The sequence below is a fragment of the Roseisolibacter agri genome (assembly GCF_030159095.1).
Classification (GTDB): Bacteria; Gemmatimonadota; Gemmatimonadetes; order Gemmatimonadales; family Gemmatimonadaceae; genus Roseisolibacter; species Roseisolibacter agri.
Window position 1 is genome coordinate 762,315 of record NZ_BRXS01000003.1, and the last position, 24,892, is coordinate 787,206.

Below are 24,892 nucleotides of genomic sequence, written 5' to 3' on the forward strand. Positions count from 1 at the left end.
CTGCATCATGGTGTCGCTCCCGCCGACCCCGCCGATTCCACCGCTCGCCGCGACCCGCGCCCGCCGATGCATCGCCGACTCGGTCTGACCCTCCTCTACGGCGGCGCGGTCGTCTGTGCGCTCGGCGCGCTCGGATTCGCGCTCGGGATCACGGTGACGATCTCGGAGGCGCTCGCGTGGAAGATCGTGCGGGCGGCCGCCTACGCGGCGCCGCTGCTCGTGGGCGTGGCGCTGATGGGCGGCGGCGCGTGGATCCTGCGCGCCACGCGCGCCGGGCGCACGACGGACACGGATCGCCGCGCCGATTCGGCGTCCGCGCCACGTGCCTTCCCCGCGGAACGGATGGGCGATGCCGCGCCGCCCGCAGGTCGTGCACGTCGAGGGATGCGGGCGACGCATCCGGACGAAACGGACCGCGACGTCGCGTCGCCCCGAGCCGCCCATCACCCCGAAGGAGAGACGTCATGACGCGTGCGAAGAACACGATCTGCCTCTGGTACGACCGCGGCGCCGAGGACGCGGCGCGGTTCTACGCCGCGACGTTTCCCGATTCGGCCGTGACCGCGGTGCATCGCGCGCCGGCCGACTTCCCATCGGGCAGCGAAGGCGACGTGCTGACCGTGGAGTTCACCGTGATGGGCATTCCGTGCATCGGGCTCAACGGAGGTCCCGCGTTCACGCACGACGAGGCGTTCTCGTTCCAGGTCGCGACCGCCGACCAGGCCGAGACGGATCGCTACTGGAACGCGATCGTCGGCAACGGCGGCCAGGAGAGCGAGTGCGGCTGGTGCAAGGATCGGTGGGGCCTGTCGTGGCAGATCACGCCCGTCGCGCTGACGGAGGCGATCGCCGGCCCGGATCGCGCGGCCGCGAAGCGCGTGTTCGAGGCGATGCTGCGGATGCGGAAGATCGACGTCGCGGCGATCGAGGCGGCGCGCGACGGCGTCCAGCCCGCCGCGTCGCGGCCGTAGCGTCGGTTCGCGCGCCGCACGCGGTCTCCACTCCTTGCCCGCGGATCCCGAGTCCCGACCGCAGCCATGACACGGCATCGCATCTTCACCACGTCCTTCGCCAGCGTCTATCCGCACTACGTGCGGAAGGCCGAGTCCAAGGGGCGCACGCGGGACGAGGTGGATCAGGTGATCCGCTGGCTGACGGGCTACGGTCCGGAGGCGCTGGCGGAGCAGATCGCGCGCAGGCACGACTTCGAGACGTTCTTCGGCGAGGCGCCCGCCCTGCACCCGAACGCGCACAAGATCACCGGCAGCATCTGCGGCGTGCGCATCGCGGAGATCGAGGATCCGCTGATGCGCAACATCCGCTACCTGGACAAGCTGGTGGACGAGCTCGCGAAGGGCAGGCCCATGGAGAAGATCCTGCGCCCATAGCAGACGAGGATGCGATGGAGATGCGCGTGGAGTTCCACAAGGGCGCCGACGGGCGCCTGTGCGGCTGGGTCGCGACGCCACCCCATCGCCGCGCGTTCGAGGGCACGACCATGGCGGCGGGGCGCGACCTCCCGCACGACCTGACGCAGTTCACCATCGAGCGCGCGCTCGACGTGCGCGACGGCTTCTGGGGGCTGCTCGCGCACGGCGCGTGGTTCGCGAGCGTGCCCGGGCGCCGGCCGACGCAGCCGGGGCGCGCGCTCGCGCGGGCGCACCACGCGGCCCTCGTGGCGGTCGAGGGCGTGGTGAACGGACACTACCTCGCCTGGCAGCGCGGCGAGCCGACGCCGCTGCGGGCCGAGCTGGACGCGATGCTCGCGCGGTGGCGCGCACTGGCGAACGGCGCGTCGCTCACGCTCGCGTGGCCCGTGCGCCCGCTTCCCGGACCGGCGCCACGTCGCCGGCCGCGGCGCGCCGGCCGGCGCGGGCATCCGCACGCCGGTGCGGCCTGACCCCTCACTCGACGACCATGGGACTCTTCTCTCGCGAGGCGCAGACGGTGGAGGTGGCGGGGCGCGCGCTGCGGTGCCAGGTGTGCAGCTACGAGCTGTTCTGGCACGAGCGGGCGCAGCTCCACGGTGGGCTGGCGACGTTCTTCGGCATGGAGTGGACGTCGCCGACGGCCGACTGCTACCTCTGCGGCCAGTGCGGCTACGTGCACTGGTTCATCCCGCTGAAGGAGTAGGCCGCCGATGACCGCACCGACCGGCACCCGCGCACGACTCGGCGACGTCGCGCCGTTCTTCATCGTGCGCGACGTGCTGCCGTCCATCGCCTTCTACCGCGACCGCCTGGGCTTCCAGGTGGTGTACGTCGGCCCCACCGACGACGACCCGTACTTCGCCATGGTGCAGCGCGACGGCGTCTCGTTCATGCTCAAGGCCATCACGCCCGAGGTGCAGCCGACGCCGAATCCCAGCCGGCACCCGTGGGCGCGCTGGGACGCGTACGTCCACACGCCCGACCCCGACGCGCTGGCCGACGAGCTCACCGCGCGCGGCGTGCCCTTCCACGAGCCCCTCGGCGTCAACTCGGACCGGCTGCGCGGGTTCGAGATCATGGACGCGGACGGCTACGTGCTCTACTTCGGACGACCGATCTGACTCTCCGCACTCGCCCGGTTCCCATGTCGCTCCCCGCGCTCGATCCGCAATCGCTCGCCGGCCGCCTGCGCGCCCTCGCGCTCGCGTTCCCCGAGGCCACCGAGGACTTCCCGTGGGGGGAGCGCGCGATCAAGGTGCGCACCAAGGCGTTCCTCTTCCTGCGCGCGGAGGGCGGCGCGGTCAGCTTCTCGGTGAAGCTCCCGCACTCGGCCGCCGACGCGCTCGAGATGCCGAACGTCGCGCCGACGGGGTACGGCCTGGGCAAGCATGGCTGGGTGACCGTGACGGTGGACGCGGGCCGCGACGCCCCGCTCGCGACGTACGAGGCGTGGCTCGAGGAGAGCTACGCGGCCGTCGCGCCCAAGCGCCTCGCCGCGGCGCGCGCCGCGCAGCGGTCGGCGGGCGCGTAACCTCGCGCGTCCGACGACGTAGTGGCTCCCGTACCCGTCCGCGCCGAACGCGGGCGCCAGGCGCCACCCGATCCCGGAAGCCCGCCATGACCAGCCGTCGCCAGTCGAAGCCGCGCCGTCCCGCCGCCGCGAAGCCTGCTCCGGACGCGTCGCTGCGCCGCCGCACGCGCGAGCTCATCGTCGGCATCCTGCCCGTCGTCGGACTGGCGACGGTGACCCGGGTCGCGCTGGCCGAGGCGTACCACATCCCGAGCGGCAGCATGGAGCCGACGCTGCAGGTGGGCGACTGGCTCTTCGTGAACAAGCTCCGCTACGGGCCGCACGTCCCGTTCACGCACGTGAGCCTGCCGGGCTACGCCACGCCGCGTCGCGGTGACGTCGCGGTGTTCGAGTCGCCGCCGCAGGACCCGTCGATCCGGACCACGCCGGACGCGGTCACGCCGACGCTGGTGAAGCGGATCGTCGCGGTCGGCGGCGACACGCTCGCGATGCGCGGCGGCCGGCTGTACGTGAACGGCGTGCCCGAGGCGCCCGGCGCGCCGCACAACGCGCCCGCCGGCGACGCCGCGGCGGCCGACTTCGTGGGCCAGCCGCTGCCGATCCTGCGCTGGCAGCAGCGGATCGCGACGACCGCGGGCAGCCTCGGGCCGGCGCCGGCCGCGCCGACGCTGCACGACTGGGGACCGCTCGTCGTGCCCGCCGACTCGTACTTCATGCTCGGCGACAACCGCGACAACTCGGTGGACAGCCGCTTCTACGGCCCGGTGCCGCGCGCGAACCTGCGCGGCACGCCGACGTTCGTGTACTACTCGTACGATCCCGAGACGGGCCCTGAGTACCTGCGCGCCGCGACCAGCATCCGGTGGCAGCGGCTCGGCACCTGGATCCGGTGAGCGGACGCTCGCACGCATCGCCCCCAGCCTCCCCACACGTCATGGCCGAGAAGAAGACCTCCGCACGCAAAGCCACCAGCAGCGCCGACACGTTCACGGAGGAGGAGCGCGCCGCGATGCGCGAGCACGCGAAGGCGCAGCGGGCGTCCGCGCGCGCCCGCGCGAAGGGCGAGAGCGAGGAGCCCGCCGTGCTCGAGAAGCTCGCCGAGATGGACGCGGCGGATCGCGCGCTGGGCGAACGGCTGCACGCGCTCATCCGCGCCAACGCGCCCGACCTCGCGCCGCGGCTCTGGTACGGGATGCCCGCCTACGCCAAGGACGGCAGCGTGCTGTGCTTCTTCCAGGACGCGAAGAAGTTCAAGTCGCGGTACGCGACGCTCGGCTTCAGCGACAAGGCGATGCTCGACGACGGGCAGATGTGGCCCACGTCGTTCGCGCTGCGCGAGCTGACGGCCGCCGACGAGGCGCGGATCGTGGCGCTCCTGAAGCGCGCGGTGGGCTAGCGGGTGACGCCGGGCACGCGCACCGTGGGGAGGCGTTGGCCGGCGACCGCCTTCCCCAGGAGCGCGACGATGCCCCTCTACCTCTCGAAGTTCCGCTACACGCCGGAGACGTGGGCCCGCATGATCGCCCACCCGGAGGACCGCCGCGAGGCCGCGCGCGCGTACATCGAGTCGGTCGGCGGGAAGCTGCACGGGTTCTGGTACGCCTTCGGCACGCACGACGGCTACAACCTCTGGGAGGCGCCCGACGGCGTGTCGATGGCGGCGGTCGCGTTGGCGATCAGCGCCGGCGGCGCGCTCGGCACGTTCGAGACGACGCCGCTGCTGACCGTCGACGAGACGCTGGAGGCGCTGCGGAAGGCCGGCGAGGTGCGCTACCGACCGCCGGGCGCGTAGGCTCGCGACGGCGCCACGCTCCATTCCACCGACCGACCCCCGCCATGCGACGCAACCTGCTCTGCCTCCTGGGCGCGCTCCTCGTCGTCCTTCCCGCCGCGCGCGCACACGGCCAGGGCGCGACGCCCGCCGCGCCCCGTGCCACGGTCGCCAGCGCCGCCGACTCCGCGGCCATCCGCCGCGTCGCGCTCGACTACATCGAGGGATGGTTCACCGGCGACTCCGCACGCATGCGCCGCGCGCTGCATCCCGACCTCGCGAAGCGCGCGGTCATGCGCGACGCGCAGCAGCGGCTCTTCCTCGACCTGCAGTCCGCGGACATGCTCGTGCGGGCGGCGGGATTCGGCTTCGGCACGTCGCTGCCCGCGGCGCAGCGCTGGGCCAGCGTGCAGATCCTCGACGTCGACGGCGACCTCGCGTCCGTGAAGCTGCACTCGACGCGCCTCGTGGACTACATGCACCTCGTGCGGTGGGACGGCGAGTGGAGGATCCTGAACGTGCTGTGGGACCTGCGGCCGGCCGACCGTCCGCGGCCCGCGCCCTGACGGGATGCCGCGCGTCGCGCTCCGGCTCGTCGCGGACACGCTGCTCGTCGCGATCCTCCTGTTCGCGTCGGCTGGCACGCTGCGGTGGTGGCGCGCGTGGGTGCTGCTGGCCGCGCTGCTGCTCGTGCGCGGCGTCGGCGCGCGCGTCGTGCACCGCGTCCACCCCGACCTGCTGATCGAGCGCGCGCGGCTGCCGCTGCACGCGACGCAGCCGCGGACCGACCGCCTGCTGGTGCTCGCCGTGCTGGCGACGGGGTTCGTGGGACTGCCGGTCGTGGCGGCGCTCGACGCGTTCCGCTGGCACCTGCTGCCTTTCCCCGAGCCGGCGGTCTCCGCGCTGGGGCTCGCGCTGTTCGTGCTCGGCTGGACGATGAAGAGCGCGGCGCTGCACGCCAACGCCTACGCCGTGGCGGTCGTGCGCGTGCAGCGCGAGCGGCGGCACGCGGTCGCGGACGCCGGCGTGTACGGCATCGTGCGCCACCCGTTCTACGCCGCGGACCCGCTGATCCTCGTCGGCCTCGGGCTCTGGCTGGAGTCGTACGCGGCGGCGCTGGGTGCGATCGTGCCGCTCGCGTGCATGGTGCTGCGGCTGCGGCTGGAGGAGCGCGTCCTCCGGCGCGAGCTGCCGGGCTACGACGCGTACGCGGCGCGCGTGCGGTATCGTCTGATCCCGCGCGTCTGGTAGCGCATGCCTCGCCATCCCTCGCCGTCACCCATGGCCGACCCCCCGCTCGACGGGCTCGACGACGTGCTCCATCTCGTCGCCGCCGCGAACGCGGCGCGCCGCGCGGGCGCGCACGACGACGAGGCCGAGCGACGCCTGGAGCTGCGCTTCGGGACGAGCCGCACGCTGGCCGTCTATGGCACGCTCGCGCCGGGCCGCTCCAACCATCACGTCGTCGCGCCGCTGGGCGGCACATGGACGCACGGGGTGGTCGAGGGCGACCTCTTCCCGGTCGGCTGGGGCGCGATCCAGGGCTATCCCGCGTTCCTGCCACGCAGCGGCGGGCCCGACGTCGCGGTGCACGTGCTGACGTCGCCGCGGCTGCCGCACGCGTGGCCGGAGCTCGACCGCTTCGAGGGCGCGGAGTACCGGCGCCTCCTGATCCCGGTGTACGAGCCGGACACGGCGAGTGCGCGGCGGCTGTCCACCGTCGCCAACCTCTACGCCGCGGCGGACGCGGCGCCGGAGACGCCATGACGACGCGCGTGCGCGCCGCGGCGGCGGCCGACCGGGATGCGATCGTCGCGCTCGTCCCGCGCCTGCGCGCGTTCGGCGCGGCGCCGCTGCGGCCGCCCGAGGCGCTGGACCGCGCGGAGCGCGAGACGCTCGAGCGCGCGCTCGCCGCCAACGCGCCCGACGCCGCGCTCCTCGTCGCGGAGGTCGAAGGGCTCGGCGTCGCGGGCGTGGCGTACGCGCACGGCGCGACCGACTACTTCACGGGCGAGCCTCACGCGCACCTCGGCATCCTCGCGGTGGCGGAGGCGGCCGAGGGGCGCGGCGTGGGCCGCGCGCTGCTGGAGGCGGTGGATGCGTGGGCGCGCGCGCAGGGCCACCGCTACGTGACGCTGAACGTCTTCGCGACCAACGCGCGGGCGCGCGCCGTGTACGAGCGCGCGGGCTACGCGCAGGACACGCTGCGCTACTACAAGGAGCTCGCGCCGCACGCGCCACCCGCGCCACCCGCGTCGGATGCGTCGCACGGCTGACGCGCTGGCGGACGTGCAGGGCCCGCCATACAATGCCCCTCCCGGCGACCGTCCACTTCCGACGCCCACGATACCGCTAGAGGAGCCGCACATGGAGCTCGGCGCGTTCTCCGTCAGCCTGACCGTGAAGGACCTCGAGGCGTCGCGGCGCTTCTACGAGACGCTCGGCTTCATGCCCTTCGCCGGCGACCAGGCGCAGGGCTGGCTGATCCTGAAGAACGGCGCGCACGTCATCGGCCTGTTCCAGGGGATGTTCGAGCGGAACATGCTCACCTTCAACCCGGGCTGGGACCAGAACGCGCAGCCGGTGGGCGCGTTCACCGACGTGCGCGAGCTGCAGCGGCGGCTGAAGGCGCGGGGCGTGCCGCTCGTGAGCGAGGCCGACGAGAGCACGACCGGCCCCGCGAGCTTCGTCGTCGTCGATCCCGACGGCAACCCGATCCTCGTCGACCAGCACGTATGACGCGATCGAAGTCGATGCGCCGCATCCTCACGCACGCGCTCGCACTCACCACGCTCGCCACGGCGTGCGCCGGCCGCTCGTCCGCCACGCGCGCGGACGACGGCTGGATCCCGCTCTTCGACGGGCGCACGCTCGCGGGTTGGCGCGCGAGCGAGAACCCCGCGACGTTCCGCGTCGAGGACGGCATGATCGTCGTGCACGGGCCGCGCGCGCACCTGTTCTACGACGGGCCGGTGCTGGGGCACGACTTCCGCGACTTCGAGCTGCGCGCGGAGGTGATGACGCGCCCCGGCGCGAACTCGGGCATCTACCTCCGCACGCGCTTCCAGCCCACCGACTGGCCGTCGCAGGGCTACGAGGTGCAGGTCAACAACTCGCACACCGACTGGCGGCGCACGGGCAGCCTGTACGCGGTGCAGGACGTCCGCGAGTCGGAGCGCGACGGCGAGTGGTTCACGGTGCGCGCGATCGTGCGCGGGCGGCGCGTGCAGGTGATGGTGAACGACCGCCAGACGGTGGACTACACCGAGCCCGCCGACTCTGCGACGCGGCTCACCGGCGGCACCATCGCGCTGCAGGGCCACGACCCGGCGAGCGAGGTGCGCTACCGCAACATCCGCATCCGGCCGCTCGGGCCCTGAGCGACCGGCCGCAGGAGGACACGATGACCGACGCCGACCACGACGCGCCCCTGCTCGCGGGCGCCGAGCTCGATCACGTGGAGGTGTTCGTCCCCGATCGCGCGGCGGCCGCCGCGTGGTACGCGCGCGTCCTCGGCCTGCGCCCGATCGCACGGTGGGCCCACTGGGCGACGCCGCGCGGCCCGCTGATGCTCGGCGCCGGCGGCGCGATGATCGCGCTGTTCGAGCGGACGCCGTGCGCCGCGCGCGACGGCGTGGAGCATCATCGGGTGGCGCTCCGCGTGGGCGCGGCGGCGTTCCGCGCGTTCGTCGCGCGGGCGGCGTCGGGGCCCGTGTACGATGCGGCGGGCGCGCCGCTGGCCGAGCTGACACCGGTCGACCACGGCCAGGCCCACTCGGTCTACTTCTGCGATCCGTGGGGCAACCGCTGCGAGGTCACGACGTACGAGCCGCAGGAGTCGCGACCGGATTCCCAGGAGTAGCCCGAGCCGGGAACGGCATTGGAAAGGATGAAGATCGGACAAGATCTGATCACGACGGATGCTCCGCGTCGGGCGACGTTCGTCGCCGCCACACGGATCATCGGCGGTCATCCGATCTTCTCGGACTTTCATCCTTGCTGCCGTTGCAGTTCGGGTCCGGTGCCTCCACGCGGACGGCGACGACGTGCACCTTCCCCGACCACTCGCGCTGAGCTTCCACCTTCGATGCCCTTCGCTTCCTCGGTCCGCGGGATCTGACGCGCATGCGCCTGCTCCGCCACACCGTCGGCGCCTGCCTCGCCGCGACGCTCGGCTGCCGCGCGTCGGAGACGCCGCCGACGCCCGACACCGCGCGCCACGACCCGTCCGCACTCACCGTCGCGCTGGTCGACTCGGTCCCGTACGAGAACGAGCTGACGAACGGCTTCCTGCGGCGCGTCGAGGTGCGAACGCCCGCCCACACCGACACGCTGCTCGGCATCCTCGTCGACGCGCGGCCGGTGGTCCTCGGCGACAGCGTCGTCCACGGGATCCGGGCCGAGGAGAACCTGTTCGTGGAGCTGTTCACGTACGACGCGCGGACGCGGCGGACGCGGACCTTCCCCACGCCCGCCGACTGGGTGCCGCACGCGGTGCCGAAGCTCGCGCCCGACGGCCGGCACGTCGCCTACCTCGCGCAGGACGCCCAGGGGCAGGGCCACGGCGCGGTGGCGACGGTGCCCGACGGCCGCGTCGTCTACCGCGGGCCGCCGGCCACCATGCTGGAGACCGACGCCGGCGTGGACGCGATCACCTGGACCGACGCGGACCGCTTCGAGATCCGCATCGACCTCACCTACCAGGTCGGCGGCACGCAGCGCCTGCGCGGCACCCTGCGGCCGCTCCGGGTCGACGTCGACACCCTGCGCCCACTCCCCGCGCGCTGACGCCGCCCGCACATTGCGAGGCCCGGCCGCCCGCGACGTCGCGGTGACCGGCAGGACGCAACGCTGCGGCACTCTCGTCTGTCCAAGGCGGGCGGTGATGGGCACCGCGGCGCGATCGACCCGGACCGAGGAGTGGCAGTGCACGTGAAGTCGTGGTGGCAGGACCGGTGGGCCTGGCTGTGCGCGTTCGTCGCGTCGATCCTGCTGGCCGCCGCGCCGCTGGCGCCGCTGGCCGCGCAGACGGACGTGATCCGCGGACGCGTCACGAACCCCGAGGGGCTGCCGCTCCCCGGCGTGCGCGTGACCGCGACGTCCATCCCCGGCAACGTCACGCGCGAGGCGCGCACCAACAACCAGGGGAGCTTCCAGCTCGCGTTCCCCGGCGGGACGGGCGACTACATGATGGGCTACGCGCTCGTCGGCTACGTCTACCGCCAGTTCCAGGTGAAGCGCCTCGCCGACGAGGCGGTGCTGGTGGCCGACGCGCGCCTCGCCGTCGTGCAGCTCGACACGATCGCGGTCGTCGAGGCGGTGCAGCGGCGCGTCTCGCGCAGCGACGCGCAGTCGCGCGACATCGGCGGCACCGAGCAGAGCGTGTCGCTCAGCGTGCTGCCGCCGGAGCTGCAGGGCGACGTCGCGGCGATGGCGGCGTCGCTCCCCGGCGTGCTCCTCGTCCCGGGCCTCGACGGTGGGCCCGACGGCTTCTCCGTGCTCGGACTCGGCGCCGACCAGAGCAACGTCACGCTCAACGGGCTGCCCGTCGGCGCGAACGGCCTCCCGCGCGACGCGAACATCTCCAGCACGCTCACCACGTCGCCCTACGACGTGTCGCGCGGCGGTTTCAGCGGCGGGAACTTCAACATCCGCTCGGGCGGCGGCTCGAACTTCCGCAACCGCGGCCTGAGTCTCGTGGTCAACGCGCCGCAGCTGCAGTGGACGGACCGCGCCGCCAACGCCCTCGGCACCCGCTACACGAACGTGTCGCTCGGCGGCGTCCTCTCCGGGCCCATCAGGCCGAGCAAGGCGTTCTACAACGTGTCGTACCAGCTGGGCCGGAACGCGCGCGACAACCAGACGCTGCTCGGCACGAGCGCGCTGGGGCTGCGCACCGCGGGCGTGGCGTCGGACTCGGTGACGCGCTTCGTCGACATCCTGGGGCGGCGCGGCGTGCCGGTGGGCGGCGGGCCGTCGCACGCGCAGCGCGTGAGCGACAACGGCACCTTCCTCGCCAGCGTGGACGTGTCGCCGCCCGGGTCGTCCAGCGGGCAGTCGTTCGGCTTCACGGTGAACGGGAACTGGGGGCGGCAGAGTCCCATCGGCGGCGGCGCGACGCAGCTCGCGTCGGCCAGCGGCGACCGCTTCAACTGGGGCGGCGGCCTGCAGGCGCGGCACAGCGGCTACGTGAAGATGCTCCTGAGCGAGTCGTCGGTCGGCGTCACGACGTCGCGCACCCACGGCGATCCGTACGTCGACCTGCCGGCGGGCCGCGTGCGCGTGAACTCGGTGTTCGCCGACGGCGAGAGCGGCGTGCAGAGCCTGACCTTCGGCGGCAATCAGGGCCTCAGCTCCCGCTCGCGGTCATTCGGCGGCGCGCTGAAGAACGATCTGTCGTGGTTCGACGACGCGAACAGGCACCGCCTGAAGCTGACGTCGGAGCTGCAGTACAGCGGCAGCACGCAGGACCCGTCGTCCAACCTGCTCGGCACCTTCACGTTCAACTCGCTCGAGGACCTGGAGGCGGGGCGCCCGGCGTCGTTCAGCCGCACGCTCACCGCGCGCCAGCGGAACACGGGCCAGGTCACCGGCTCGCTCGCGATCGGCGACGCGTACCGCCGCACGCCGGACCTGCAGCTGCAGTACGGCGTGCGCGTGGACGCCAGCCGCTTCCTCCAGACGCCCGCGTTCAACCCGGCGGTCGAGCGCGCGTTCGGGCGCCGCAACGACCGCGTGCCGATGCCCGTCGGCGTCAGCCCGCGCGTCGGCTTCTCGTGGACGCTCGGCAACGCGCAGGAGCTGGACGAGTTCTTCGGCGCCGCGCGGCGTCCGCGCGCGGTGCTGCGCGGTGGGCTCGGCGTCTTCACGAACGCGACCAACGCCGGCATCGTCGGCGGGGCGCTCGACAACACGGGGCTCCCGAGCGGCACGCAGCAGATCGTGTGCGTGGGCGAGGCCGTGCCGACGCCCGACTGGGCCGCGTACGCCACCGATCCGTCGCGCATCCCCGACCGGTGCGCGGACCCCTCGCAGGGCTCGGGGCAAGCTGGCGGCTCCGTGTTCTCGGACGCGCGGCCGAACGTCACGCTCGTCTCGCCCGACTACCGGCCGTCGCGGTCCGTGCGCTCGAACCTCGGCTGGAACGGCAGCATCCTGGACGCGCGCTTCAACGCGAACGTCGAGGCGACGTACGCGATCAACCTGCGGCAGCAGCGCTCCGTGGACCTGAACTTCGCGCCCGTCGAGCGCTTCACGCTGGACGGCGAGGGGCGGCCGGTGTTCGTCGCGCCGACGAGCATCGTCGCCACCACGGGCGCCATCGCCTCGCGCGATGCCCGCGTGTCGCCGGAGTTCGCGCGCGTCACCGAGCTGCGATCCGACCTGCAGTCGCGCACCGCGCAGCTGAGCCTCCGCCTCTCCCCCATCCAGCGCGGGCCGAGCCGGTTCGGGTGGAGCGCGGCGTACACGTTCTCGCACGTGCGCGAGCAGGTGTCCGGCTTCTCGAGCACCGCCGGCAACCCGCTCGACGTCGTGTGGGCGCGCGCGGCGCAGGGGCCACACCAGATCAACTACAACCTGCGCTACACCTTCTTCGACGCGGTGCAGGTGAACTGGAACGGCGCGTTCGTGTCGGGGAGCGCGTACACGCCGACCATCGCCGGCGACGTGAACGGCGACGGCTACTCCAACGACCGCGCGTTCGTGTACGACCAATCAGCCGCCGATCCCGCGCTCGCCGCGGGGATGCGCGACCTGCTGGCGCACACGTCGCCGGCCGCGCGCGAGTGCCTCCTGCGGCAGGCCGGCCGCATCGCCGCGCGCAACAGCTGCCGCGGGCCGTGGAGCTCCACCGCGTCGCTCAACATCACGGTGGACCGCGCGAAGTTCCGACTGCCGCAGCGCACCTCGGCGTCGTTCGCGCTCAGCAACCCGCTCGGCGCCGCCGACCTGCTGCTGAATGGATCGGGGAGCCTGCGCGGCTGGGGGCAGAACGCGACGCCCGACCAGGCGCTGCTCTACGTGCGCGGCTTCGATCCCGCCACGCAGCGCTACCGCTACGAGGTGAACCAGCGCTTCGGCGCGTCGCGGCCGCAGCTCCTCACGCTGCGCTCGCCGGTGACGCTGACGGCGTCGGTGAAGATCGACCTCGGCCCCGTGCGCGAGCGGCAGAACCTCCAGCAGCAGCTCGGCACCGGGCGCACGCGGCCGGGCTCGCGGTTCCCGGAGTCGTTCTTCCGCAATGTCGGCCCGTCCGGCCTCACGAACCCGATGGCGACGATCCTCCGCCAGCAGGACTCGCTGCGCCTGACGGCGCTGCAGGCGGACAGCCTCGCCGCGATGAACCGCCGCTACACGTACCGCTCGGACTCGCTGTGGGCGCCGGTGGCGCGCCACTTCGCGGCGCTCCCGACGCGCTTCGACGAGGACGACGCGTACGACCGCTACGCGCGGGCCCGCCGCGCGCAGCTCGACATGCTGGCGCGCGTCGGGCCGGCGATCCGCGCGCTGCTCACGCCGGCGCAGCGCCGCAAGCTGCCGGCCTCCGTGCTGACCGTGCTCGACCCGCGCTACCTCGACGCCATCCGCAACGGCATCGGCATCTACGTCGGCGCCGGCAGCCTCGTGACGGGGGGAGGAGGCGGCTTCTGATGCGCACGCGACTCACGCTGGCCGCGCTGCTGCTCGCCACTTCGGCCGCGCAGGCGCAGCTGCAGGCCCCTCCGGCGTCGGCTGATTCAGCCACGCGGCCCGCGCTTCCGGGCGGCGTCCCCGTGCGCCGCATCTCCACCGCGTCCGCGGTCTCCACCGAGCCGCTCGGCGTCATCACGAGCGTGCGCGAGCTGCCCGACGGCCGCGTGCTGCTGAACGACGGCGCGCGGCGCCGGCTGCTGCTGATGGACACGACGCTGAAGACCGTCGGCGTCGTCCTCGACTCGCTGGCCGAGGTGGAGAACACGTACGGGACGCGGCAGGGGACGCTGATCCCGTACCGCGGCGACTCGACGCTGTTCGTCGACCCGGCGTCGTTCGTGATGCTGGTGCTCGACCCGCAGGGCAAGGTCGCGCGCGTGCGCTCGGTGCCCCGCGTGCAGGACGTGGGATGGCTCACGGGCCAGCAGGGCGGATCGTCCGCGTCGGTGGGCGCGGACGCGCGCGGACGGCTCGTGTACCGCATCCCCGCGCGGCCCGCGCGGCCCACGGTGGCGCCGCCGCGCGGCGTGCCGTGGTTCCCGCAGGAGCCCGACTCGGCGTTCATCGTCGCGATGGACCTCGACACGCGCACGCAGGACACCGTCGGCGCGATCCGCATCCCGAAGACGTCGTACGTCGTGCGCCGCCAGGGCGACGGCGGCATCAACGTCTTCAACGTCATCAACCCGATGCCGATGACCGACGACTGGGCCGTGCTCCCGGACGGCTCGGTCGCGTTCGTGCGCGGGATCGACTACCGCATCGACTACCTGAACCCCGACGGGACGCGCACCGCGGGCCCGAAGCTGCCGTTCGACTGGCAGCGCATGACGGACGCCGACCGCGAGCGGCTGGTGGACTCGGTGAAGAGCGCGCAGCGGCGCTCGGCGGTCGGGAACTACGTGACGTCGATGATCCGCTGGGTGAACAGCTACGGGAAGGCGTATCCCGCGGGCTTCACGATCCCCGAGGGCTACTCGATGCCGCTCGGCTTCGCGCGCAGCTGGAAGCTGCCGCCGGGCGCGTCGTTCCCGCAGCGCTACGTGTACGCGTGCGCGGCGGACGAGGAGCCGAAGATGACCGGCACCACGCCGTCGTGCATCCCCGCGCCGATCGTGGGGGGCGGCGGCAACACGCCGTCGATGCCGACGATGCGCGAGCCGTCGGTGGTGGATCCCGCCGAGCTGCCGAGCTTCCGTCCGCCGTTCGCGACGAACGCGGTACGCGCGGACGCGGATGGCAACCTGTGGATCCGCCCGACGCTGCCGAAGCCGGTGCCGGGTGGGCCGGTGTACGACGTCGTGGACCGTAAGGGCGTGCTGGTGGACCGGCTGCAGCTGCCGCCCGGCTATCAGCTGGCGGGCTTCGGGCGCGGGCGCGTCGTCTACCTGTCGATGCGCGACGCGAGCGGCGTGCACCTGGCGCGGGTGCGGCTGCGCTGATGCGCCTCCGAGCGATCCTGCCTGCGGCCTGCGTCATGCTCGGCGCGTGCGCCGCGCGGACGGCGTCCGTGCCGGCTCCGGCGCAGGCGGTCGGATCCGCGGCCGATGCCGATGTGCGCGACGCCCACCGCGCGTGGTGGCGCGCCTTCACGCTCGGCGACACGGCCCGCGTGCGCGCGCTCTCCGCGCCGCAGGTCGTGCTCACGATGAGCACGGGCCGGGTGCTCGGACACGCGGCGGTGCTCGCGGACGCGGGCACGCGCGGCGACTCCACGCAGGTGCGGCTGGAGTGGGAGGACGAGGTGCTGCAGCGCTGGAGCGACGGCGCGGTGGTCACGAGTCGCTTCGCGGAGACGGTCGGCTCCGCCCGGTCGGTCTACCGCTTCGTCACGGTGATGCGGCGCGACGCGGGCGGCTGGCGCGTGGTCGCCGCGCAGTCCACCCGCATCCCGCCGGCCGTGGTGCCCTACCCGGTGCCGACCGAGCGCCTGTCGGCATACGCCGGCCGCTACCGGCAGCGCGAGGGTAGCGTGGTGCTGGAGCTCGCGGTGCGCGACGGCGGCCTGGTGGTGCGGCGCGGCGACGGCGGCGTGGACCCGCTGATCGCGCTGAGCCCCTCGGTCTTCGAGGCGCCCGGCCAGGCGCGCTTCGTCCTCGAGCGCGACGACACCGGACAGGTCGCGACGCTCACCATCCTGGGCACGCGCGCGGTCACGCACTGGTCGCGCGTGCCGTGAGCGCGGCGCCACGCGCGCTCGCGTGAGGACTTGCCGGAGTCGCGCGCACCGGCTCCATTGAGGCGCAGGCGGCCGACGCGGGCCCCGCGATGGAGTCCGAGCCGGTAGCCGTAGCCGATGCAAGGGAAGCGCGCGTTCGATCGCCTGACGGTGCTGTGCTGCGTGTGCACCGTCCTCGCCCATGCCGCGCCCCTCGCCGCGCAATCCGCCGGCCCGCGTGCGCACGCCGCGGTGCTGCTGGGCGGCGGCATCTCCGAGAACATCGCGGCGCCCGGCGTGGGCGCGAGCGTCGCGGCGCGCGTGCGGCAGTGGCGCGGTGCACGCCTGGAGGCGGAGCTCGCGGGGCTCGGCTTCGCGACCGAGGGCATGGTGTGCACCCTGGGCGCACGCATTTGCGACACGCGTCTGCTGAGTGGCGCCGCGTGGGCGTCGGCGCTGCTCGTCGTCGGACCCGGTGGCAGCGTCGGAGGACGCGGCGTCTACGCGCAGGCGGGCGCGGGGCCGTACAGCGCGTGGGGCATCGGCTGCCTCTCCGCCGGGCGCGGCTGCGAGCAGGGCATCCGCGCGCTGGGGCTGCAGGGGAGCGTGGGCGTGGGGACGCGCTTCGCGATCGGCACGCGCACGTGGGCCGCGGGCGTGCGCGCCGTCACGCTGGAGCGGGCGACCGGAAGGCGCGGGGTGGTGACGTTGCTGGAGTTCGGGCCCGCGTTCTGAAACGTCATGCGAACACGCGCTCCTTCCATGCGGCCCATACGCTCCATCACACTCGCGGCGTTCTGCGCCCTGCTTGGCTGCTCCGAGGCCGAGCCGCCCTTCACGCCGTTCGGCCCCGGCATGCTGACCGATCCGCTCAGCGTTCGTCTCGCCGTTGGCGACACCGCGCGCGTCCGTGCGACGTGGGCTGCGAACACGCCGGAGCCGAAGCTACGCGTCTCCTGGACGATCGACCGGCGGTCCGTCGTGGTGGTCGAGTCGGTGGCGCCGGATACCCGAAGCGTTCGCCTGCGCGCGCTTTCGGCAGGGACGGCGACCATGACCGTGATCGACAGCGCCTCGCAATCGGTGGTCTCGGTGCCGATCACGATCCAGTAGGACGCGCCCGGGCATCCACGCAGGTCGCGCTGGCAGCTGAACGCGGGCCTTGGGCAGACACACTCTCGGGACAGCCACACTCTCCGATCTCCCACCGCACGATCCATGGCGTCGCTCCGCCCGCTGTCCTGCCTGCTCCCGCTCGCGCTCACGGCCCCCCTCCTGGCTGCCGGCGCACAGCGGCCAACCGTGCGCGTCGGACTGGGCGGCGGCGTCGCCGGGGCTCCGGTCACCGGACGCGCTCATCGCGGCTCGAGCCCGCACGCGCTCGCCACACTCGGCCTCGCGCCTCGCCGCGGCATCGCGGAGCTTCGCCTCGACGCGCTGTGGCTCATGGGGAACTCCGACGTCGGTCCGGTCTCGATGGGCGCGAACGCGCTCGCGCCGCTGGGCAGCGTCGGCGTTGGCAGCGTGGGGCGTCTGCGTCCGTACGTGGTGGCCGGAGCAGGCGTCTATGGGGTCGGAGGTGTCGGCCCACGCGTCGGAGCCGCTGGCGGCGCGGGCACGCGGCTGGAGCGCCCGCGGCTCGCGCTGTTCGCCGAGGCGCGGCATCACACGGCGCATCGCAGCACCTTCGGTACGCTCGGACTGACGTTCAGCCGTTGACTCGCGCGCGGGCTGCCCCGCGGCGCTCGGGAGAGAGGCAAGGATCGGCATGCATACATCGAGGCACCCCGCACTGCGCTTCCGGCGATACGTCGTGTTCACGAGTGCCGTGGCTTCGGCCCTCGCGTGCCGCGGGGCGGACGTGTCGTGTCTCGATTGCGGCGGCTTCGAGATGGCGCAGGTCATGCCGGTGGTGTCCCGGATCGCGGTCGGGGACACCGCCGCGCTCGTGCTGACGCTGACGAACGGGAGTGGCCGCCGCCTGCCCTCGATGGTCACGTGGACCAGCACGCGTCCGGAGGTCGCGAGCATCGAGGCGGCGGTGCCCGTCAGTCGTCCAGCCATGCTGCGCGCGCATGCAGCCGGTGAGACGGTGCTCACCGCACGCCTCACGGGCACCGGAGGCGAGTCGCACATCGTGGTGCTGCCGCTCACCGTGACGGCGCGGCCGTGATTCCCGTGTTCACGGCGCTTCCCGACGTGGCGTTGCGGCCGAGATGGGATCTCGTGGCTGCCCGTGGCGCTCGGCTCGCATCGAGTTCGCTCACCCTCGTCTCTCGCTGTCCCGCTGTAATGACACCTCGTTACACCGCTGCGCGCGTCACATTCGTCGCCTGCGTCACCCTCGCCGGCTGCAGCTCGCTCACCGATCCCGGCCCGCACGACGAGCCCGCGCTCCTGCGCTACGCCGAGCAGACCGCGCGGATCACCGCGCCCGACACGGTGGCGCTCGGCGCGGGCGTCACGCTGAGCGTGGCGACGTTCGGCGGTGGCTGCACGCGCGAGGCCGCACGTGCGGAGGTGAGCCCTGTGCCGCAGACGAACGGCGGCTCCGTGGTGGTCCGGCTGTTCAACCGGAACAACGGTGCCCGCATCTGCTCGAGCGATGGCCTCACCATCGAGCACCGCGTCACGGTGCCCGCGACCGCGCGCGGCCACCTGATCATTCGCGTGGAGGGCGCGAATCAGGGGATGGAGACCAACTGGAACGTCGTGCCCTGGGTGCTCACGCGCACCGTCGTCGTGCGGTAACGTGCGGTGACGTCGGGACGCGGCGTCGACCCACGAACCCGAGGAGGCACCGATGTCGTGGACGGACTGGAACGCGCATGACCCGGGCATCACCATGCTCGAGCTCCTCGCCTACGGCCTCGCGGCGTTCGGCGTCGCCGAGCTCCTGTCGCGCCGCGTCCGCCAGGTGCCGTGTGGCCGGCCGTGCGTCGCGCTCGTGGCCGCCGGTGTCGTGGTCGCCGTCGCGGCGCGGCGCGCGGAGCGCGCACACCGCTGAGCGCCGCGATGTCTCCGGGCCTGCGCCGCGCACCGTTCGTCGTGATGGCCGCGCTCGCGTGCATGCCCGCGGCGGCGCAGGACGTGCGCCCCGGACCGGCGGGCGTCGTCGCGGACTCGCTGCAGCGTGCGCAGCTGGAGAAGCTGCGGCTCGAGATCGCGACGCTGCAGCGCGCCGCGCTGGAAGCCGCGGAGCGCAGCTGGCCGAGGCGGGTCGAGCCCTACCTGCCGCTGCTCACGATGCTGGTCTCGGTCGCCGGCGCGCTCGCCGCGCTGACCCGCTTCCTGAACGACCGGCAGGTCACGCGGCGGCGGCGCCTGGAGGAGGAGTTCCGGGCCGACCTGCAGGAGCTGGTCGCGTTCCCGTCCGCCGAGTCGGGAGGGGCCGCGCACGTCTCCTTCCTGCTCCAGGATCTGCGACAGCTGACGACGCAGCTGGAGCAGCGGGTGGCCGACGTGACCACGATCCTGGTGGAGCTGGCGATCCGCGACCTGGACTTCGGCAATCCGCGCCACGTCATCCTGGAGACCGCGGCCATGGAGCGCTGGACGCCGTACCGGGAGTTCCTCGCGCGGAACCCCTCGGAGCATCAGGTGATCCTCGTGAACTACGTGGACGCGGTGCGGCGCATCCACGCGGAGCACCCCGCGTTCTTCGAGCGGCTCGAGTACCGCGCCGGGATGTTCGTCCTCTCGACGTTCGTGGAGCACGCGACCTACCGGCGCTTCATCGCGCTGCTGGACGCGGTCGCGCTGCACGTGCCGCTGCTGGAGGCGAAGCCGGAGCTGCGGACGTACGTGCGCGAGCGCTTCCAGCAGGCCATCCAGAATTCGGCCGTCACGCTGGCCGTCTTCGACCGGCGGCAGCAGTAGCATCATCCTCACCCACTCATGCCGCTCCTCTTCTCGTACGGCACGCTGCGCGACCCCGCGGTGCAGCTGGCGACCTTCGGCCGGCTGCTCGACGGGCGGCCGGACGCGCTCGTGGGCTTCGCGCGGGAAGAGCACGCGGTCGACGACGCCGCGTTCGTGGCGGCGAGCGGCAGGGCGCAGCACGCGATCGTGCGGCGCACCGGGCGCGACGAGGACCGCGTGCCGGGCGCGGTGCTCGAGCTGACGGACGCCGAGCTCGCGCGCGCCGACGCGTACGAGCCCGCGGGCTACGTGCGGATCGCCGCGCGGCTCGCGTCGGGCGCCGAGGCGTGGGTGTACGCGGACGCGTCGGCGGCATGACGCCCGTCGCGCGCGTCCTCCTGTGCCTCGTCGGCGCCGCGGCGCTGGCGTCCTGCCACCTCGCCTACGTCGACGGCGCGCCGCCCGCTGTCGCACGTGTCGTCGCGACGCCCGCCACCGCGACGCTGTCAGTCGGCGACTCGGTGCTGGTGCAGGCGGTGGCGCTGGACGACGATGGCCGCGCGATCACGCGTCGACAGCGCCTGCCGCGGTGGTCGAGCGGCGACACGACGGTGGTCCGTCTCGCCTCCGTCGCGGTGCCGAACCTCGACGTCGGCGTCTCGGCGGCGCGGGCGCACGCCGTGCGCGCCGGCACCGTCGTCCTGCGGGCCGAGAGCGGCGGGCAGCGCGACAGCATCGTGGTGACCGTGCGCTGAATGGTGGTAGCTTGTGCGTCCACCCGTGACGAGCCGACCACCGTGCGCCAGTACCAGTACCTCGCGACCGACGCGACCATCGACGCCCTCGGCCGGCTCCGGCGCCCGTGGGCGGGCTACCACGTCGGCGACGACACGCTGCTCGTCGCGCTCGCGGAGGGCGGCACCATCCGCATCGGCGTCGAGGGCGCGGACGTCGAGCCCGACTTCGAGGCGTTCCGCCTCACGGCCGAGGCGGTCGATGGCATCGTGGACGAGCCGACCGCAGCCCAGGCCTTCGGCACGGGGCGCAACGACGTCGTCGTCTTCCGCTCGGCCACCTGGATCGAGGGGCCCGCGCCGTCGGACGACGGCGTGACGGGGACGCAGCGCGTCATGCAGTTCACGGGCGCGCCGCGGCAGCTCTCGCCGTCCGCCGCGGCGGCGTGCGCGGTGGACGACGCGTGCGTCGTCGCGACGAGCGCGGGCACCGGGATGCTGGTGCGCTGCGGCGTGCGGCCGCGCACGCTGGACGTGACGCTCGACTCGGCCGCGATCGCGCAGTTCCTGCGCGAGCGGCAGTACGGCGCCGAGCCCTCGGGCAGCTGATGCGAGCATCGGTGCGACGCCCTGTGCTTCGTCCGGTCTCCTGGCTGCTCGGCGGCCTGCGGATGACATGCCGCGGCGCGGCGCTGCGGGCGCTCGAGCGCGCGGTGGACAGCGTGACGGGCTCCGCGCGGTGGGTCCGGCCCAACCGACGATAGCGCACCGACAATGATGGAACGCGATCCCATCTCCGCCGACGCCGCACGTCAGGCGGCCGGCGAGCCACCCGAGCCGCCCGGCACGCTGCGCACCGCCGAAGGCACGGTCCTGCGCTGGCGCGACGAGCAGGGCACCGGCGTGATCGCCAGCACGGCGACCGCACCCTGGGACATCTGGTGCCACTTCTCGGCGCTCGACATGCCCGGGTTCAGGTCGCTGACGCCGGGCGACCGCGTGGCGGTGGAGTTCTACCGGGCGGACCAGGAGAGCTTCCGCTACGTCGCCCGGCGCGTCCGTCGCCTCGATCCCGGGCCGTCCGCAGCGGAGACGACGGAAGGCACCGGCTAGCGAAGCGTTGCAGCTGACGGGCTCCGGACGCATGATAGCGACGTCTAGCGGGTCGCACGCCGCTCGGCGCCCACACCGGCAGAGGTCCGACGACATGCACCCGCACTCCGATCCTGCGGTGCGCCCCGCGCCCGCACCGCGACCGGGCTTCGCCCACGAGTACGCGCCCGTCGCCGAGTGGCGGCGGCCGCGCGCCCCGCGCGGGCATCGGATGGTCGGCGGAGCGGTGCTCGCGCTGCTGCTCGCCACGGGCGCGGGGCTGTGGGCCGTGTCGCGTCGCCCGCTCCCGCCCGAGCCGGCGGGACCGCCGCCGACGTGGCGCCTCGACGTGCGGGCCGACGGCGGCCGGGCGCCCTGGATCCTCGTCTTCGGGCGTGAGGCGGGACTTCACCTGGTCCGCGCGTCGGAGATCGGGCGCGTGGCGACGCTCCCGGGTCGGCTGCCCGGCCGCAGGATCTCGATGATGTCGCTGGGCAAGGCGCCGCTCGCCGTGCGCGGCGATGCGGGCGGCGCCGGCGGCATGCGGTCGTTCCGCGCGCAGGGGCGCGTGATCACCGTGTTCCACGACGGCAGCGGCACCGGCGTGCGCACCGGGTTCTAGCCATGCGCGTCCCCGACCTCGTGCGCCTGTACGACTACGACTCCTGGGCCAACGCGCGCCTCCTCGCGGCCGTCGCGCGGCTCACGCCGGAGGAGTTCGTGCGGCCCGTCGCCGGCAGCTACGGCTCGGTGCGCAACACGCTGGTCCACGTCATGAGCGCCGAGTGGGGGTGGGTGGAGCGGTGCGGCGGCCACGCGCGGGGCGAGCGGCTGACGCCCGAGCGCTACCCGACACCTGCTGCGCTGATCGCCGAGTGGGCGCGCGTGGAAGGCTACGCGCGCGAGCTGCTGGCCGGGCTGACGGACGACGATCTCGCGCGCGAGGTCGCGTTCTCCTTCGGCGGGCCGACGTCGGTCGCGACGGTCGGCGCGCTGCTGCAGCACGCGGCGCTCCACGCGGTGCACCATCGCGGGCAGGTGGCGCTGCTGCTGCGCGAGCTCGGGCACGCGCCGGGCAACTTCGACATGCTCTACTTCGCGACCGAAGGCGGACGTACCGAAGGCGGACGCTAGCTCACGTACCGGCATCCCGGAGGCACATCGTGCACACGGCCGCGGAGCTCACCCTCCAGATCGCGTGCGCCCTGCAGGCCGCCCAGGCCGCGACGCGCGACGCGCGGTGATCCCATGCTCCGCACATCACTCCTCGTCCTCTGCCTGCTGCTGCTCCCCGTCGTCGATGCGGCGGACGCGCAGGCCGTCGTGCGCAAGGACGCGCCGGCCGACGCGCGCGCCGAGCGCTCCGGCACCTGGAGCGCGCGCAGCACCACCGGGCTCACGCTCGGCGGCACGTGGACCGCGGTGCCCGACTCGACGGGCGGCACCGTCACCGGCACGTGGACGCTCGCGGACGCGAGCGGCGGGACGCGGGCCAGCGGTGCCTGGTCGGCGGCGTGGACGCCCGCGCTCCGCAGCGGCGACTGGCGCGCCGTCGTGACGGGCCGGGATGGCGAGCTCGCCGGCACGTTCACGAGCAACGTCCCCCTCGGGAGGAACGTGCCCTTCGCCGACCTGTTCGCGCGGGCCGCGCGTGACGCCGTCAGCGGCGGATGGCGCATGGGCGGGCTCGCGGGCGCGTGGTCGGTCCGCGCTGCACATTGATCGTCCTCGCACGTCGCCTCCATCCGACCGGGACCAGCATGCACGACGACCGCGCGCGCGCCGACGGCGCCCTCAATCGACGCGAGGTGATCGCGGCTCTCGCCGCCGCCGCGGCCCTCCCCCTCCTGTCCGCCTGCGGAGGCGGCGCGACGCCCACTCCCGTGGCGTCCGGCGACGCCGCCGCGCGCGCGCTGCTCGACGAGGTGGCCGAGAACCTCCTCCGCCTGTCGCCCGAGCAGGCGACGTCGCTCGGCATCGACACGGGCGCGCGCGCCGCGCTGCGCAGCGCGCTCGGCGACCGGTCGGCCGAGGGGCAGCGTCGCATCGCCGCGCAGCTGAAGACGGATCTGGAGCGCGTGCGTGCGCTCGACACCAGCGGCCTGTCGCACGCCACGCGCACGAGCGTCGAGGTGGTGCGCAGCGCGTACGCGACGGCGCTGGAGGGGTTCGCGCTGCCGTACGGCGACATCACCGTCGGCGGCTGGCGCAACACGCCGTACGTCGTCGTCCAGAACGTCGGCGCGTACCTCGACGTCCCGCGCTTCCTCGACACCGACCATCGCGTCGAGAGCGCGCCCGACGCCGAGGCGTACCTCGCGCGCCTGACGGCGTACGCGCGGCAGCTGGATGGAGAGCTCGGGCGCGTGCAGGCGGCGCGCGCGGCGGGGCTCGTGCCGCCGGCGTTCCTGCTCGACAAGGCCATCAGGCAGATGACGCTCTCCGTGCAGGGCGCGCGCGCGGGAGGGACGCTCGTCGACTCGCTCGTGCGGCGCACGGCGAAGATCCCCGGCGACTGGGCCGGCCGCGCGCGCACGATCGTCGTGCAGGAGATCGCGCCCGCGCTCGAGCGCCAGCTGGCCGAGCTGCAGGCGCAGCGGCGCGTGGCGACGGATGCGCCGGGGATCGCGGCGCGGCCGCACGGCGCGGAGTTCTACCGCTGGGCGCTCAAGGCGTCGACGACGACGAGCATGTCGCCCGACGAGATCCACGAGCTGGGGCGCAGCGAGGTCGCGCGGCTGCACGCGCAGATGGAGCCGATCCTGAAGGAGATCGGCCTCACGGGCGGCAGCGTGGGCGCGCGCATGCAGGCGCTGGCGAAGGACCCGCGCTACCAGTTCGCCGAGGGCGACGCGGGGCGCGCCGAGATCCTGGCGTTCATCCACGAGCGCCTGGCGTGGATCCGTGCGCAGATGCCGCGCGCGTTCCACACCGTCGTGAACCCGAACATGGAGGTGAAGCGGCTGCCGCCGGAGGAGGAGCCCGGCGCGCCCGCGGCGTACGGCGGCGCGGGCTCGATCGACGGCAAGATCCCCGGCCGCATGTGGATCAACCTGCGCACGACGGCGCTGCACAGCCGCTACAGCCTCGCCGACCTGACCTTCCACGAGGCGATCCCCGGCCACGTGTGGCAGGGCGAGTACACGCACGACATGCCGCTCATCCGGCAGATGCTCGCCTTCAACGCGTACTCCGAGGGCTGGGCGCTGTACGCCGAGCAGCTGGCCGACGAGCTGGGCGCGTACGCGACGGACCACGTGGGGCGGCTCGGCTACCTCCAGTCGCTGGCGTTCCGCGCGTGCCGCCTCGTGGTGGACACCGGCATCCACGCGAAGGGGTGGACGCGCGCGCAGGGCGTGCAGTACTTCGTCGACGTCAACGGCTCGAACCCGCTGGAGGTGGCGAGCGAGGTCGATCGCTACTGCTCGTGGCCGGGGCAGGCGTGCGGCTACAAGGTGGGCCACAGCGAGATCGTGCGGCAGCGCGAGCGGGCGACGGCGGCGCTGGGCGCGAAGTTCGACCTGCGGGCGTTCGACGACGCGGTCGTGCGCGGCGGCAACGTGCCGCTGGACGTGCTGGCGCGGAACGTCGACGAGTACGTGCGCACGGCATCGCGCTAGC

36 protein-coding genes are annotated in these 24,892 nt (G+C 73.8%); all 36 read left to right on the forward strand.

Annotated features, from left to right (window positions below):
• Positions 1 to 66 precede the first annotated feature (66 nt).
• Entirely contained in the window at positions 67 to 468 is a 402-nt protein-coding gene (locus rosag_RS11870) for a hypothetical protein (RefSeq protein ID WP_284350350.1), read from the forward strand.
• A complete protein-coding gene (locus tag rosag_RS11875) occupies positions 465 to 971 on the forward strand; it encodes a VOC family protein (protein WP_284350351.1) in 507 nt (168 codons plus the stop codon). Before rosag_RS11870 ends, rosag_RS11875 begins: the two co-directional genes overlap by 4 nt.
• A gap of 66 nt (positions 972 to 1,037) precedes the next feature.
• On the forward strand, positions 1,038 to 1,388 hold the full coding sequence (locus tag rosag_RS11880; RefSeq protein ID WP_284350352.1) for a DUF2200 domain-containing protein: 351 nt from the start codon (positions 1,038 to 1,040) through the stop codon (positions 1,386 to 1,388).
• Positions 1,389 to 1,402: 14 nt separating this feature from the next.
• Positions 1,403 to 1,900, forward strand: a complete 498-nt coding sequence (locus rosag_RS11885) for a hypothetical protein (RefSeq protein WP_284350353.1) — start codon at positions 1,403 to 1,405, stop codon at positions 1,898 to 1,900.
• Between the two features lie 17 nt (positions 1,901 to 1,917).
• On the forward strand, positions 1,918 to 2,133 hold the full coding sequence (locus tag rosag_RS11890) for a hypothetical protein (protein WP_284350354.1): 216 nt from the start codon (positions 1,918 to 1,920) through the stop codon (positions 2,131 to 2,133).
• 7 nt (positions 2,134 to 2,140) lie between these two features.
• A complete protein-coding gene (locus rosag_RS11895) occupies positions 2,141 to 2,551 on the forward strand; it encodes a VOC family protein (RefSeq protein WP_284350355.1) in 411 nt (136 codons plus the stop codon).
• A 23-nt stretch (positions 2,552 to 2,574) separates the two neighbouring features.
• Entirely contained in the window at positions 2,575 to 2,961 is a 387-nt protein-coding gene (locus tag rosag_RS11900) for an MmcQ/YjbR family DNA-binding protein (protein WP_284350356.1), read from the forward strand.
• An 86-nt stretch (positions 2,962 to 3,047) separates the two neighbouring features.
• Entirely contained in the window at positions 3,048 to 3,854 is an 807-nt protein-coding gene (lepB, locus tag rosag_RS11905) for a signal peptidase I (RefSeq protein ID WP_284350357.1), read from the forward strand.
• Positions 3,855 to 3,895: 41 nt separating this feature from the next.
• Positions 3,896 to 4,357, forward strand: coding sequence for an iron chaperone (locus tag rosag_RS11910; RefSeq protein ID WP_284350358.1), 462 nt, complete (start codon positions 3,896 to 3,898; stop codon positions 4,355 to 4,357).
• 69 nt (positions 4,358 to 4,426) lie between these two features.
• Positions 4,427 to 4,753, forward strand: coding sequence for a GYD domain-containing protein (locus rosag_RS11915; RefSeq protein ID WP_284350359.1), 327 nt, complete (start codon positions 4,427 to 4,429; stop codon positions 4,751 to 4,753).
• 44 nt (positions 4,754 to 4,797) lie between these two features.
• A complete protein-coding gene (locus rosag_RS11920) occupies positions 4,798 to 5,298 on the forward strand; it encodes a nuclear transport factor 2 family protein (protein WP_284350361.1) in 501 nt (166 codons plus the stop codon).
• Between the two features lie 4 nt (positions 5,299 to 5,302).
• Complete coding sequence (locus tag rosag_RS11925; RefSeq protein WP_284350362.1) at positions 5,303 to 5,983, forward strand: methyltransferase family protein; 681 nt, start codon at positions 5,303 to 5,305, stop codon at positions 5,981 to 5,983.
• 30 nt (positions 5,984 to 6,013) lie between these two features.
• The gene (locus tag rosag_RS11930) at positions 6,014 to 6,499 is read left to right on the forward strand and encodes a gamma-glutamylcyclotransferase family protein (RefSeq protein ID WP_284350363.1); all 486 of its coding nucleotides are present in this window, start codon (positions 6,014 to 6,016) and stop codon (positions 6,497 to 6,499) included.
• On the forward strand, positions 6,496 to 7,008 hold the full coding sequence (locus tag rosag_RS11935; protein WP_284350364.1) for a GNAT family N-acetyltransferase: 513 nt from the start codon (positions 6,496 to 6,498) through the stop codon (positions 7,006 to 7,008). Before rosag_RS11930 ends, rosag_RS11935 begins: the two co-directional genes overlap by 4 nt.
• A gap of 91 nt (positions 7,009 to 7,099) precedes the next feature.
• On the forward strand, positions 7,100 to 7,471 hold the full coding sequence (locus rosag_RS11940; protein ID WP_284350365.1) for a VOC family protein: 372 nt from the start codon (positions 7,100 to 7,102) through the stop codon (positions 7,469 to 7,471).
• Positions 7,468 to 8,112 (forward strand): 3-keto-disaccharide hydrolase, encoded by a 645-nt coding sequence (locus rosag_RS11945; RefSeq protein WP_284350366.1) that lies wholly within the window; start codon positions 7,468 to 7,470, stop codon positions 8,110 to 8,112. The genes rosag_RS11940 and rosag_RS11945 overlap by 4 nt, the downstream gene beginning before the upstream one ends.
• Positions 8,113 to 8,135: 23 nt before the next feature.
• Positions 8,136 to 8,594, forward strand: coding sequence for a VOC family protein (locus rosag_RS11950; protein ID WP_284350367.1), 459 nt, complete (start codon positions 8,136 to 8,138; stop codon positions 8,592 to 8,594).
• A 263-nt stretch (positions 8,595 to 8,857) separates the two neighbouring features.
• Positions 8,858 to 9,520 (forward strand): hypothetical protein, encoded by a 663-nt coding sequence (locus rosag_RS11955; protein ID WP_284350368.1) that lies wholly within the window; start codon positions 8,858 to 8,860, stop codon positions 9,518 to 9,520.
• A gap of 132 nt (positions 9,521 to 9,652) precedes the next feature.
• The gene (locus rosag_RS11960) at positions 9,653 to 13,384 is read left to right on the forward strand and encodes a TonB-dependent receptor (protein WP_284350369.1); all 3,732 of its coding nucleotides are present in this window, start codon (positions 9,653 to 9,655) and stop codon (positions 13,382 to 13,384) included.
• Positions 13,384 to 14,868: a hypothetical protein gene (locus tag rosag_RS11965; RefSeq protein WP_284350370.1), complete on the forward strand. Its 1,485-nt coding sequence runs from the start codon at positions 13,384 to 13,386 to the stop codon at positions 14,866 to 14,868. The genes rosag_RS11960 and rosag_RS11965 overlap by 1 nt, the downstream gene beginning before the upstream one ends.
• A gap of 113 nt (positions 14,869 to 14,981) precedes the next feature.
• Positions 14,982 to 15,605, forward strand: a complete 624-nt coding sequence (locus tag rosag_RS11970) for a nuclear transport factor 2 family protein (RefSeq protein WP_284350371.1) — start codon at positions 14,982 to 14,984, stop codon at positions 15,603 to 15,605.
• A gap of 117 nt (positions 15,606 to 15,722) precedes the next feature.
• Complete coding sequence (locus rosag_RS11975) at positions 15,723 to 16,319, forward strand: hypothetical protein (protein ID WP_284350372.1); 597 nt, start codon at positions 15,723 to 15,725, stop codon at positions 16,317 to 16,319.
• Positions 16,320 to 16,346: 27 nt separating this feature from the next.
• Positions 16,347 to 16,697, forward strand: coding sequence for a hypothetical protein (locus rosag_RS11980; protein WP_284350373.1), 351 nt, complete (start codon positions 16,347 to 16,349; stop codon positions 16,695 to 16,697).
• Positions 16,698 to 16,802: 105 nt separating this feature from the next.
• Positions 16,803 to 17,303: a hypothetical protein gene (locus rosag_RS11985; protein ID WP_284350374.1), complete on the forward strand. Its 501-nt coding sequence runs from the start codon at positions 16,803 to 16,805 to the stop codon at positions 17,301 to 17,303.
• Positions 17,304 to 17,445: 142 nt separating this feature from the next.
• Entirely contained in the window at positions 17,446 to 17,757 is a 312-nt protein-coding gene (locus rosag_RS11990) for a hypothetical protein (RefSeq protein ID WP_284350375.1), read from the forward strand.
• Positions 17,758 to 17,876: 119 nt separating this feature from the next.
• Positions 17,877 to 18,335: a hypothetical protein gene (locus tag rosag_RS11995; RefSeq protein WP_284350376.1), complete on the forward strand. Its 459-nt coding sequence runs from the start codon at positions 17,877 to 17,879 to the stop codon at positions 18,333 to 18,335.
• A 52-nt stretch (positions 18,336 to 18,387) separates the two neighbouring features.
• Complete coding sequence (locus tag rosag_RS12000; protein ID WP_284350377.1) at positions 18,388 to 18,591, forward strand: hypothetical protein; 204 nt, start codon at positions 18,388 to 18,390, stop codon at positions 18,589 to 18,591.
• A gap of 8 nt (positions 18,592 to 18,599) precedes the next feature.
• Positions 18,600 to 19,463, forward strand: coding sequence for a hypothetical protein (locus tag rosag_RS12005; RefSeq protein ID WP_284350378.1), 864 nt, complete (start codon positions 18,600 to 18,602; stop codon positions 19,461 to 19,463).
• A gap of 18 nt (positions 19,464 to 19,481) precedes the next feature.
• Positions 19,482 to 19,823, forward strand: a complete 342-nt coding sequence (locus rosag_RS12010; protein ID WP_284350380.1) for a gamma-glutamylcyclotransferase family protein — start codon at positions 19,482 to 19,484, stop codon at positions 19,821 to 19,823.
• Positions 19,820 to 20,200 (forward strand): hypothetical protein, encoded by a 381-nt coding sequence (locus tag rosag_RS12015; RefSeq protein ID WP_284350381.1) that lies wholly within the window; start codon positions 19,820 to 19,822, stop codon positions 20,198 to 20,200. The genes rosag_RS12010 and rosag_RS12015 overlap by 4 nt, the downstream gene beginning before the upstream one ends.
• 42 nt (positions 20,201 to 20,242) lie before the next feature.
• On the forward strand, positions 20,243 to 20,788 hold the full coding sequence (locus rosag_RS12020; RefSeq protein WP_284350382.1) for a hypothetical protein: 546 nt from the start codon (positions 20,243 to 20,245) through the stop codon (positions 20,786 to 20,788).
• Between the two features lie 168 nt (positions 20,789 to 20,956).
• Positions 20,957 to 21,292 carry a cold-shock protein gene (locus rosag_RS12025; RefSeq protein ID WP_284350383.1) on the forward strand — a complete coding sequence of 112 codons (336 nt, stop codon included), beginning with the start codon at positions 20,957 to 20,959 and terminating at the stop codon, positions 21,290 to 21,292.
• A gap of 94 nt (positions 21,293 to 21,386) precedes the next feature.
• The gene (locus rosag_RS12030) at positions 21,387 to 21,893 is read left to right on the forward strand and encodes a hypothetical protein (RefSeq protein ID WP_284350384.1); all 507 of its coding nucleotides are present in this window, start codon (positions 21,387 to 21,389) and stop codon (positions 21,891 to 21,893) included.
• Positions 21,894 to 21,895: 2 nt separating this feature from the next.
• A complete protein-coding gene (locus tag rosag_RS12035) occupies positions 21,896 to 22,405 on the forward strand; it encodes a DinB family protein (protein ID WP_284350385.1) in 510 nt (169 codons plus the stop codon).
• A gap of 114 nt (positions 22,406 to 22,519) precedes the next feature.
• On the forward strand, positions 22,520 to 22,993 hold the full coding sequence (locus rosag_RS12040) for a hypothetical protein (RefSeq protein WP_284350386.1): 474 nt from the start codon (positions 22,520 to 22,522) through the stop codon (positions 22,991 to 22,993).
• Between the two features lie 38 nt (positions 22,994 to 23,031).
• Positions 23,032 to 24,891 carry a DUF885 domain-containing protein gene (locus tag rosag_RS12045; RefSeq protein WP_284350387.1) on the forward strand — a complete coding sequence of 620 codons (1,860 nt, stop codon included), beginning with the start codon at positions 23,032 to 23,034 and terminating at the stop codon, positions 24,889 to 24,891.
• The last annotated feature ends 1 nt before the right edge of the window (position 24,892 follow it).

Excerpts from the sequence above, each read along its gene's own strand:
- rosag_RS11895 (WP_284350355.1), top strand. The coding sequence starts at position 2,141 with ATGACCGCACCGACCGGCACCCGCGCACGACTCGGCGACGTCGCGCCG.
- rosag_RS11880 (WP_284350352.1), top strand. The coding sequence starts at position 1,038 with ATGACACGGCATCGCATCTTCACCACGTCCTTCGCCAGCGTCTATCCG.
- rosag_RS12035 (WP_284350385.1), top strand. The coding sequence starts at position 21,896 with ATGCGCGTCCCCGACCTCGTGCGCCTGTACGACTACGACTCCTGGGCC.
- rosag_RS12040 (WP_284350386.1), top strand. The coding sequence starts at position 22,520 with ATGCTCCGCACATCACTCCTCGTCCTCTGCCTGCTGCTGCTCCCCGTC.
- rosag_RS11980 (WP_284350373.1), top strand. The coding sequence starts at position 16,347 with ATGCGGCCCATACGCTCCATCACACTCGCGGCGTTCTGCGCCCTGCTT.
- rosag_RS12025 (WP_284350383.1), top strand. The coding sequence starts at position 20,957 with ATGGAACGCGATCCCATCTCCGCCGACGCCGCACGTCAGGCGGCCGGC.
- rosag_RS11955 (WP_284350368.1), top strand. The coding sequence starts at position 8,858 with ATGCGCCTGCTCCGCCACACCGTCGGCGCCTGCCTCGCCGCGACGCTC.
- rosag_RS12005 (WP_284350378.1), top strand. The coding sequence starts at position 18,600 with ATGTCTCCGGGCCTGCGCCGCGCACCGTTCGTCGTGATGGCCGCGCTC.
- rosag_RS11925 (WP_284350362.1), top strand. The coding sequence starts at position 5,303 with ATGCCGCGCGTCGCGCTCCGGCTCGTCGCGGACACGCTGCTCGTCGCG.
- rosag_RS12010 (WP_284350380.1), top strand. The coding sequence starts at position 19,482 with ATGCCGCTCCTCTTCTCGTACGGCACGCTGCGCGACCCCGCGGTGCAG.
- rosag_RS11870 (WP_284350350.1), top strand. The coding sequence starts at position 67 with ATGCATCGCCGACTCGGTCTGACCCTCCTCTACGGCGGCGCGGTCGTC.
- rosag_RS12030 (WP_284350384.1), top strand. The coding sequence starts at position 21,387 with ATGCACCCGCACTCCGATCCTGCGGTGCGCCCCGCGCCCGCACCGCGA.
- rosag_RS11975 (WP_284350372.1), top strand. The coding sequence starts at position 15,723 with ATGCAAGGGAAGCGCGCGTTCGATCGCCTGACGGTGCTGTGCTGCGTG.
- rosag_RS11995 (WP_284350376.1), top strand. The coding sequence starts at position 17,877 with ATGACACCTCGTTACACCGCTGCGCGCGTCACATTCGTCGCCTGCGTC.
- rosag_RS11885 (WP_284350353.1), top strand. The coding sequence starts at position 1,403 with ATGGAGATGCGCGTGGAGTTCCACAAGGGCGCCGACGGGCGCCTGTGC.
- rosag_RS11890 (WP_284350354.1), top strand. The coding sequence starts at position 1,918 with ATGGGACTCTTCTCTCGCGAGGCGCAGACGGTGGAGGTGGCGGGGCGC.
- rosag_RS11985 (WP_284350374.1), top strand. The coding sequence starts at position 16,803 with ATGGCGTCGCTCCGCCCGCTGTCCTGCCTGCTCCCGCTCGCGCTCACG.
- rosag_RS12015 (WP_284350381.1), top strand. The coding sequence starts at position 19,820 with ATGACGCCCGTCGCGCGCGTCCTCCTGTGCCTCGTCGGCGCCGCGGCG.
- rosag_RS11910 (WP_284350358.1), top strand. The coding sequence starts at position 3,896 with ATGGCCGAGAAGAAGACCTCCGCACGCAAAGCCACCAGCAGCGCCGAC.
- lepB (WP_284350357.1), top strand. The coding sequence starts at position 3,048 with ATGACCAGCCGTCGCCAGTCGAAGCCGCGCCGTCCCGCCGCCGCGAAG.
- rosag_RS11950 (WP_284350367.1), top strand. The coding sequence starts at position 8,136 with ATGACCGACGCCGACCACGACGCGCCCCTGCTCGCGGGCGCCGAGCTC.
- rosag_RS12000 (WP_284350377.1), top strand. The coding sequence starts at position 18,388 with ATGTCGTGGACGGACTGGAACGCGCATGACCCGGGCATCACCATGCTC.
- rosag_RS11915 (WP_284350359.1), top strand. The coding sequence starts at position 4,427 with ATGCCCCTCTACCTCTCGAAGTTCCGCTACACGCCGGAGACGTGGGCC.
- rosag_RS11945 (WP_284350366.1), top strand. The coding sequence starts at position 7,468 with ATGACGCGATCGAAGTCGATGCGCCGCATCCTCACGCACGCGCTCGCA.
- rosag_RS11940 (WP_284350365.1), top strand. The coding sequence starts at position 7,100 with ATGGAGCTCGGCGCGTTCTCCGTCAGCCTGACCGTGAAGGACCTCGAG.
- rosag_RS11930 (WP_284350363.1), top strand. The coding sequence starts at position 6,014 with ATGGCCGACCCCCCGCTCGACGGGCTCGACGACGTGCTCCATCTCGTC.
- rosag_RS11965 (WP_284350370.1), top strand. The coding sequence starts at position 13,384 with ATGCGCACGCGACTCACGCTGGCCGCGCTGCTGCTCGCCACTTCGGCC.
- rosag_RS12045 (WP_284350387.1), top strand. The coding sequence starts at position 23,032 with ATGCACGACGACCGCGCGCGCGCCGACGGCGCCCTCAATCGACGCGAG.
- rosag_RS11900 (WP_284350356.1), top strand. The coding sequence starts at position 2,575 with ATGTCGCTCCCCGCGCTCGATCCGCAATCGCTCGCCGGCCGCCTGCGC.
- rosag_RS11935 (WP_284350364.1), top strand. The coding sequence starts at position 6,496 with ATGACGACGCGCGTGCGCGCCGCGGCGGCGGCCGACCGGGATGCGATC.
- rosag_RS11920 (WP_284350361.1), top strand. The coding sequence starts at position 4,798 with ATGCGACGCAACCTGCTCTGCCTCCTGGGCGCGCTCCTCGTCGTCCTT.
- rosag_RS11875 (WP_284350351.1), top strand. The coding sequence starts at position 465 with ATGACGCGTGCGAAGAACACGATCTGCCTCTGGTACGACCGCGGCGCC.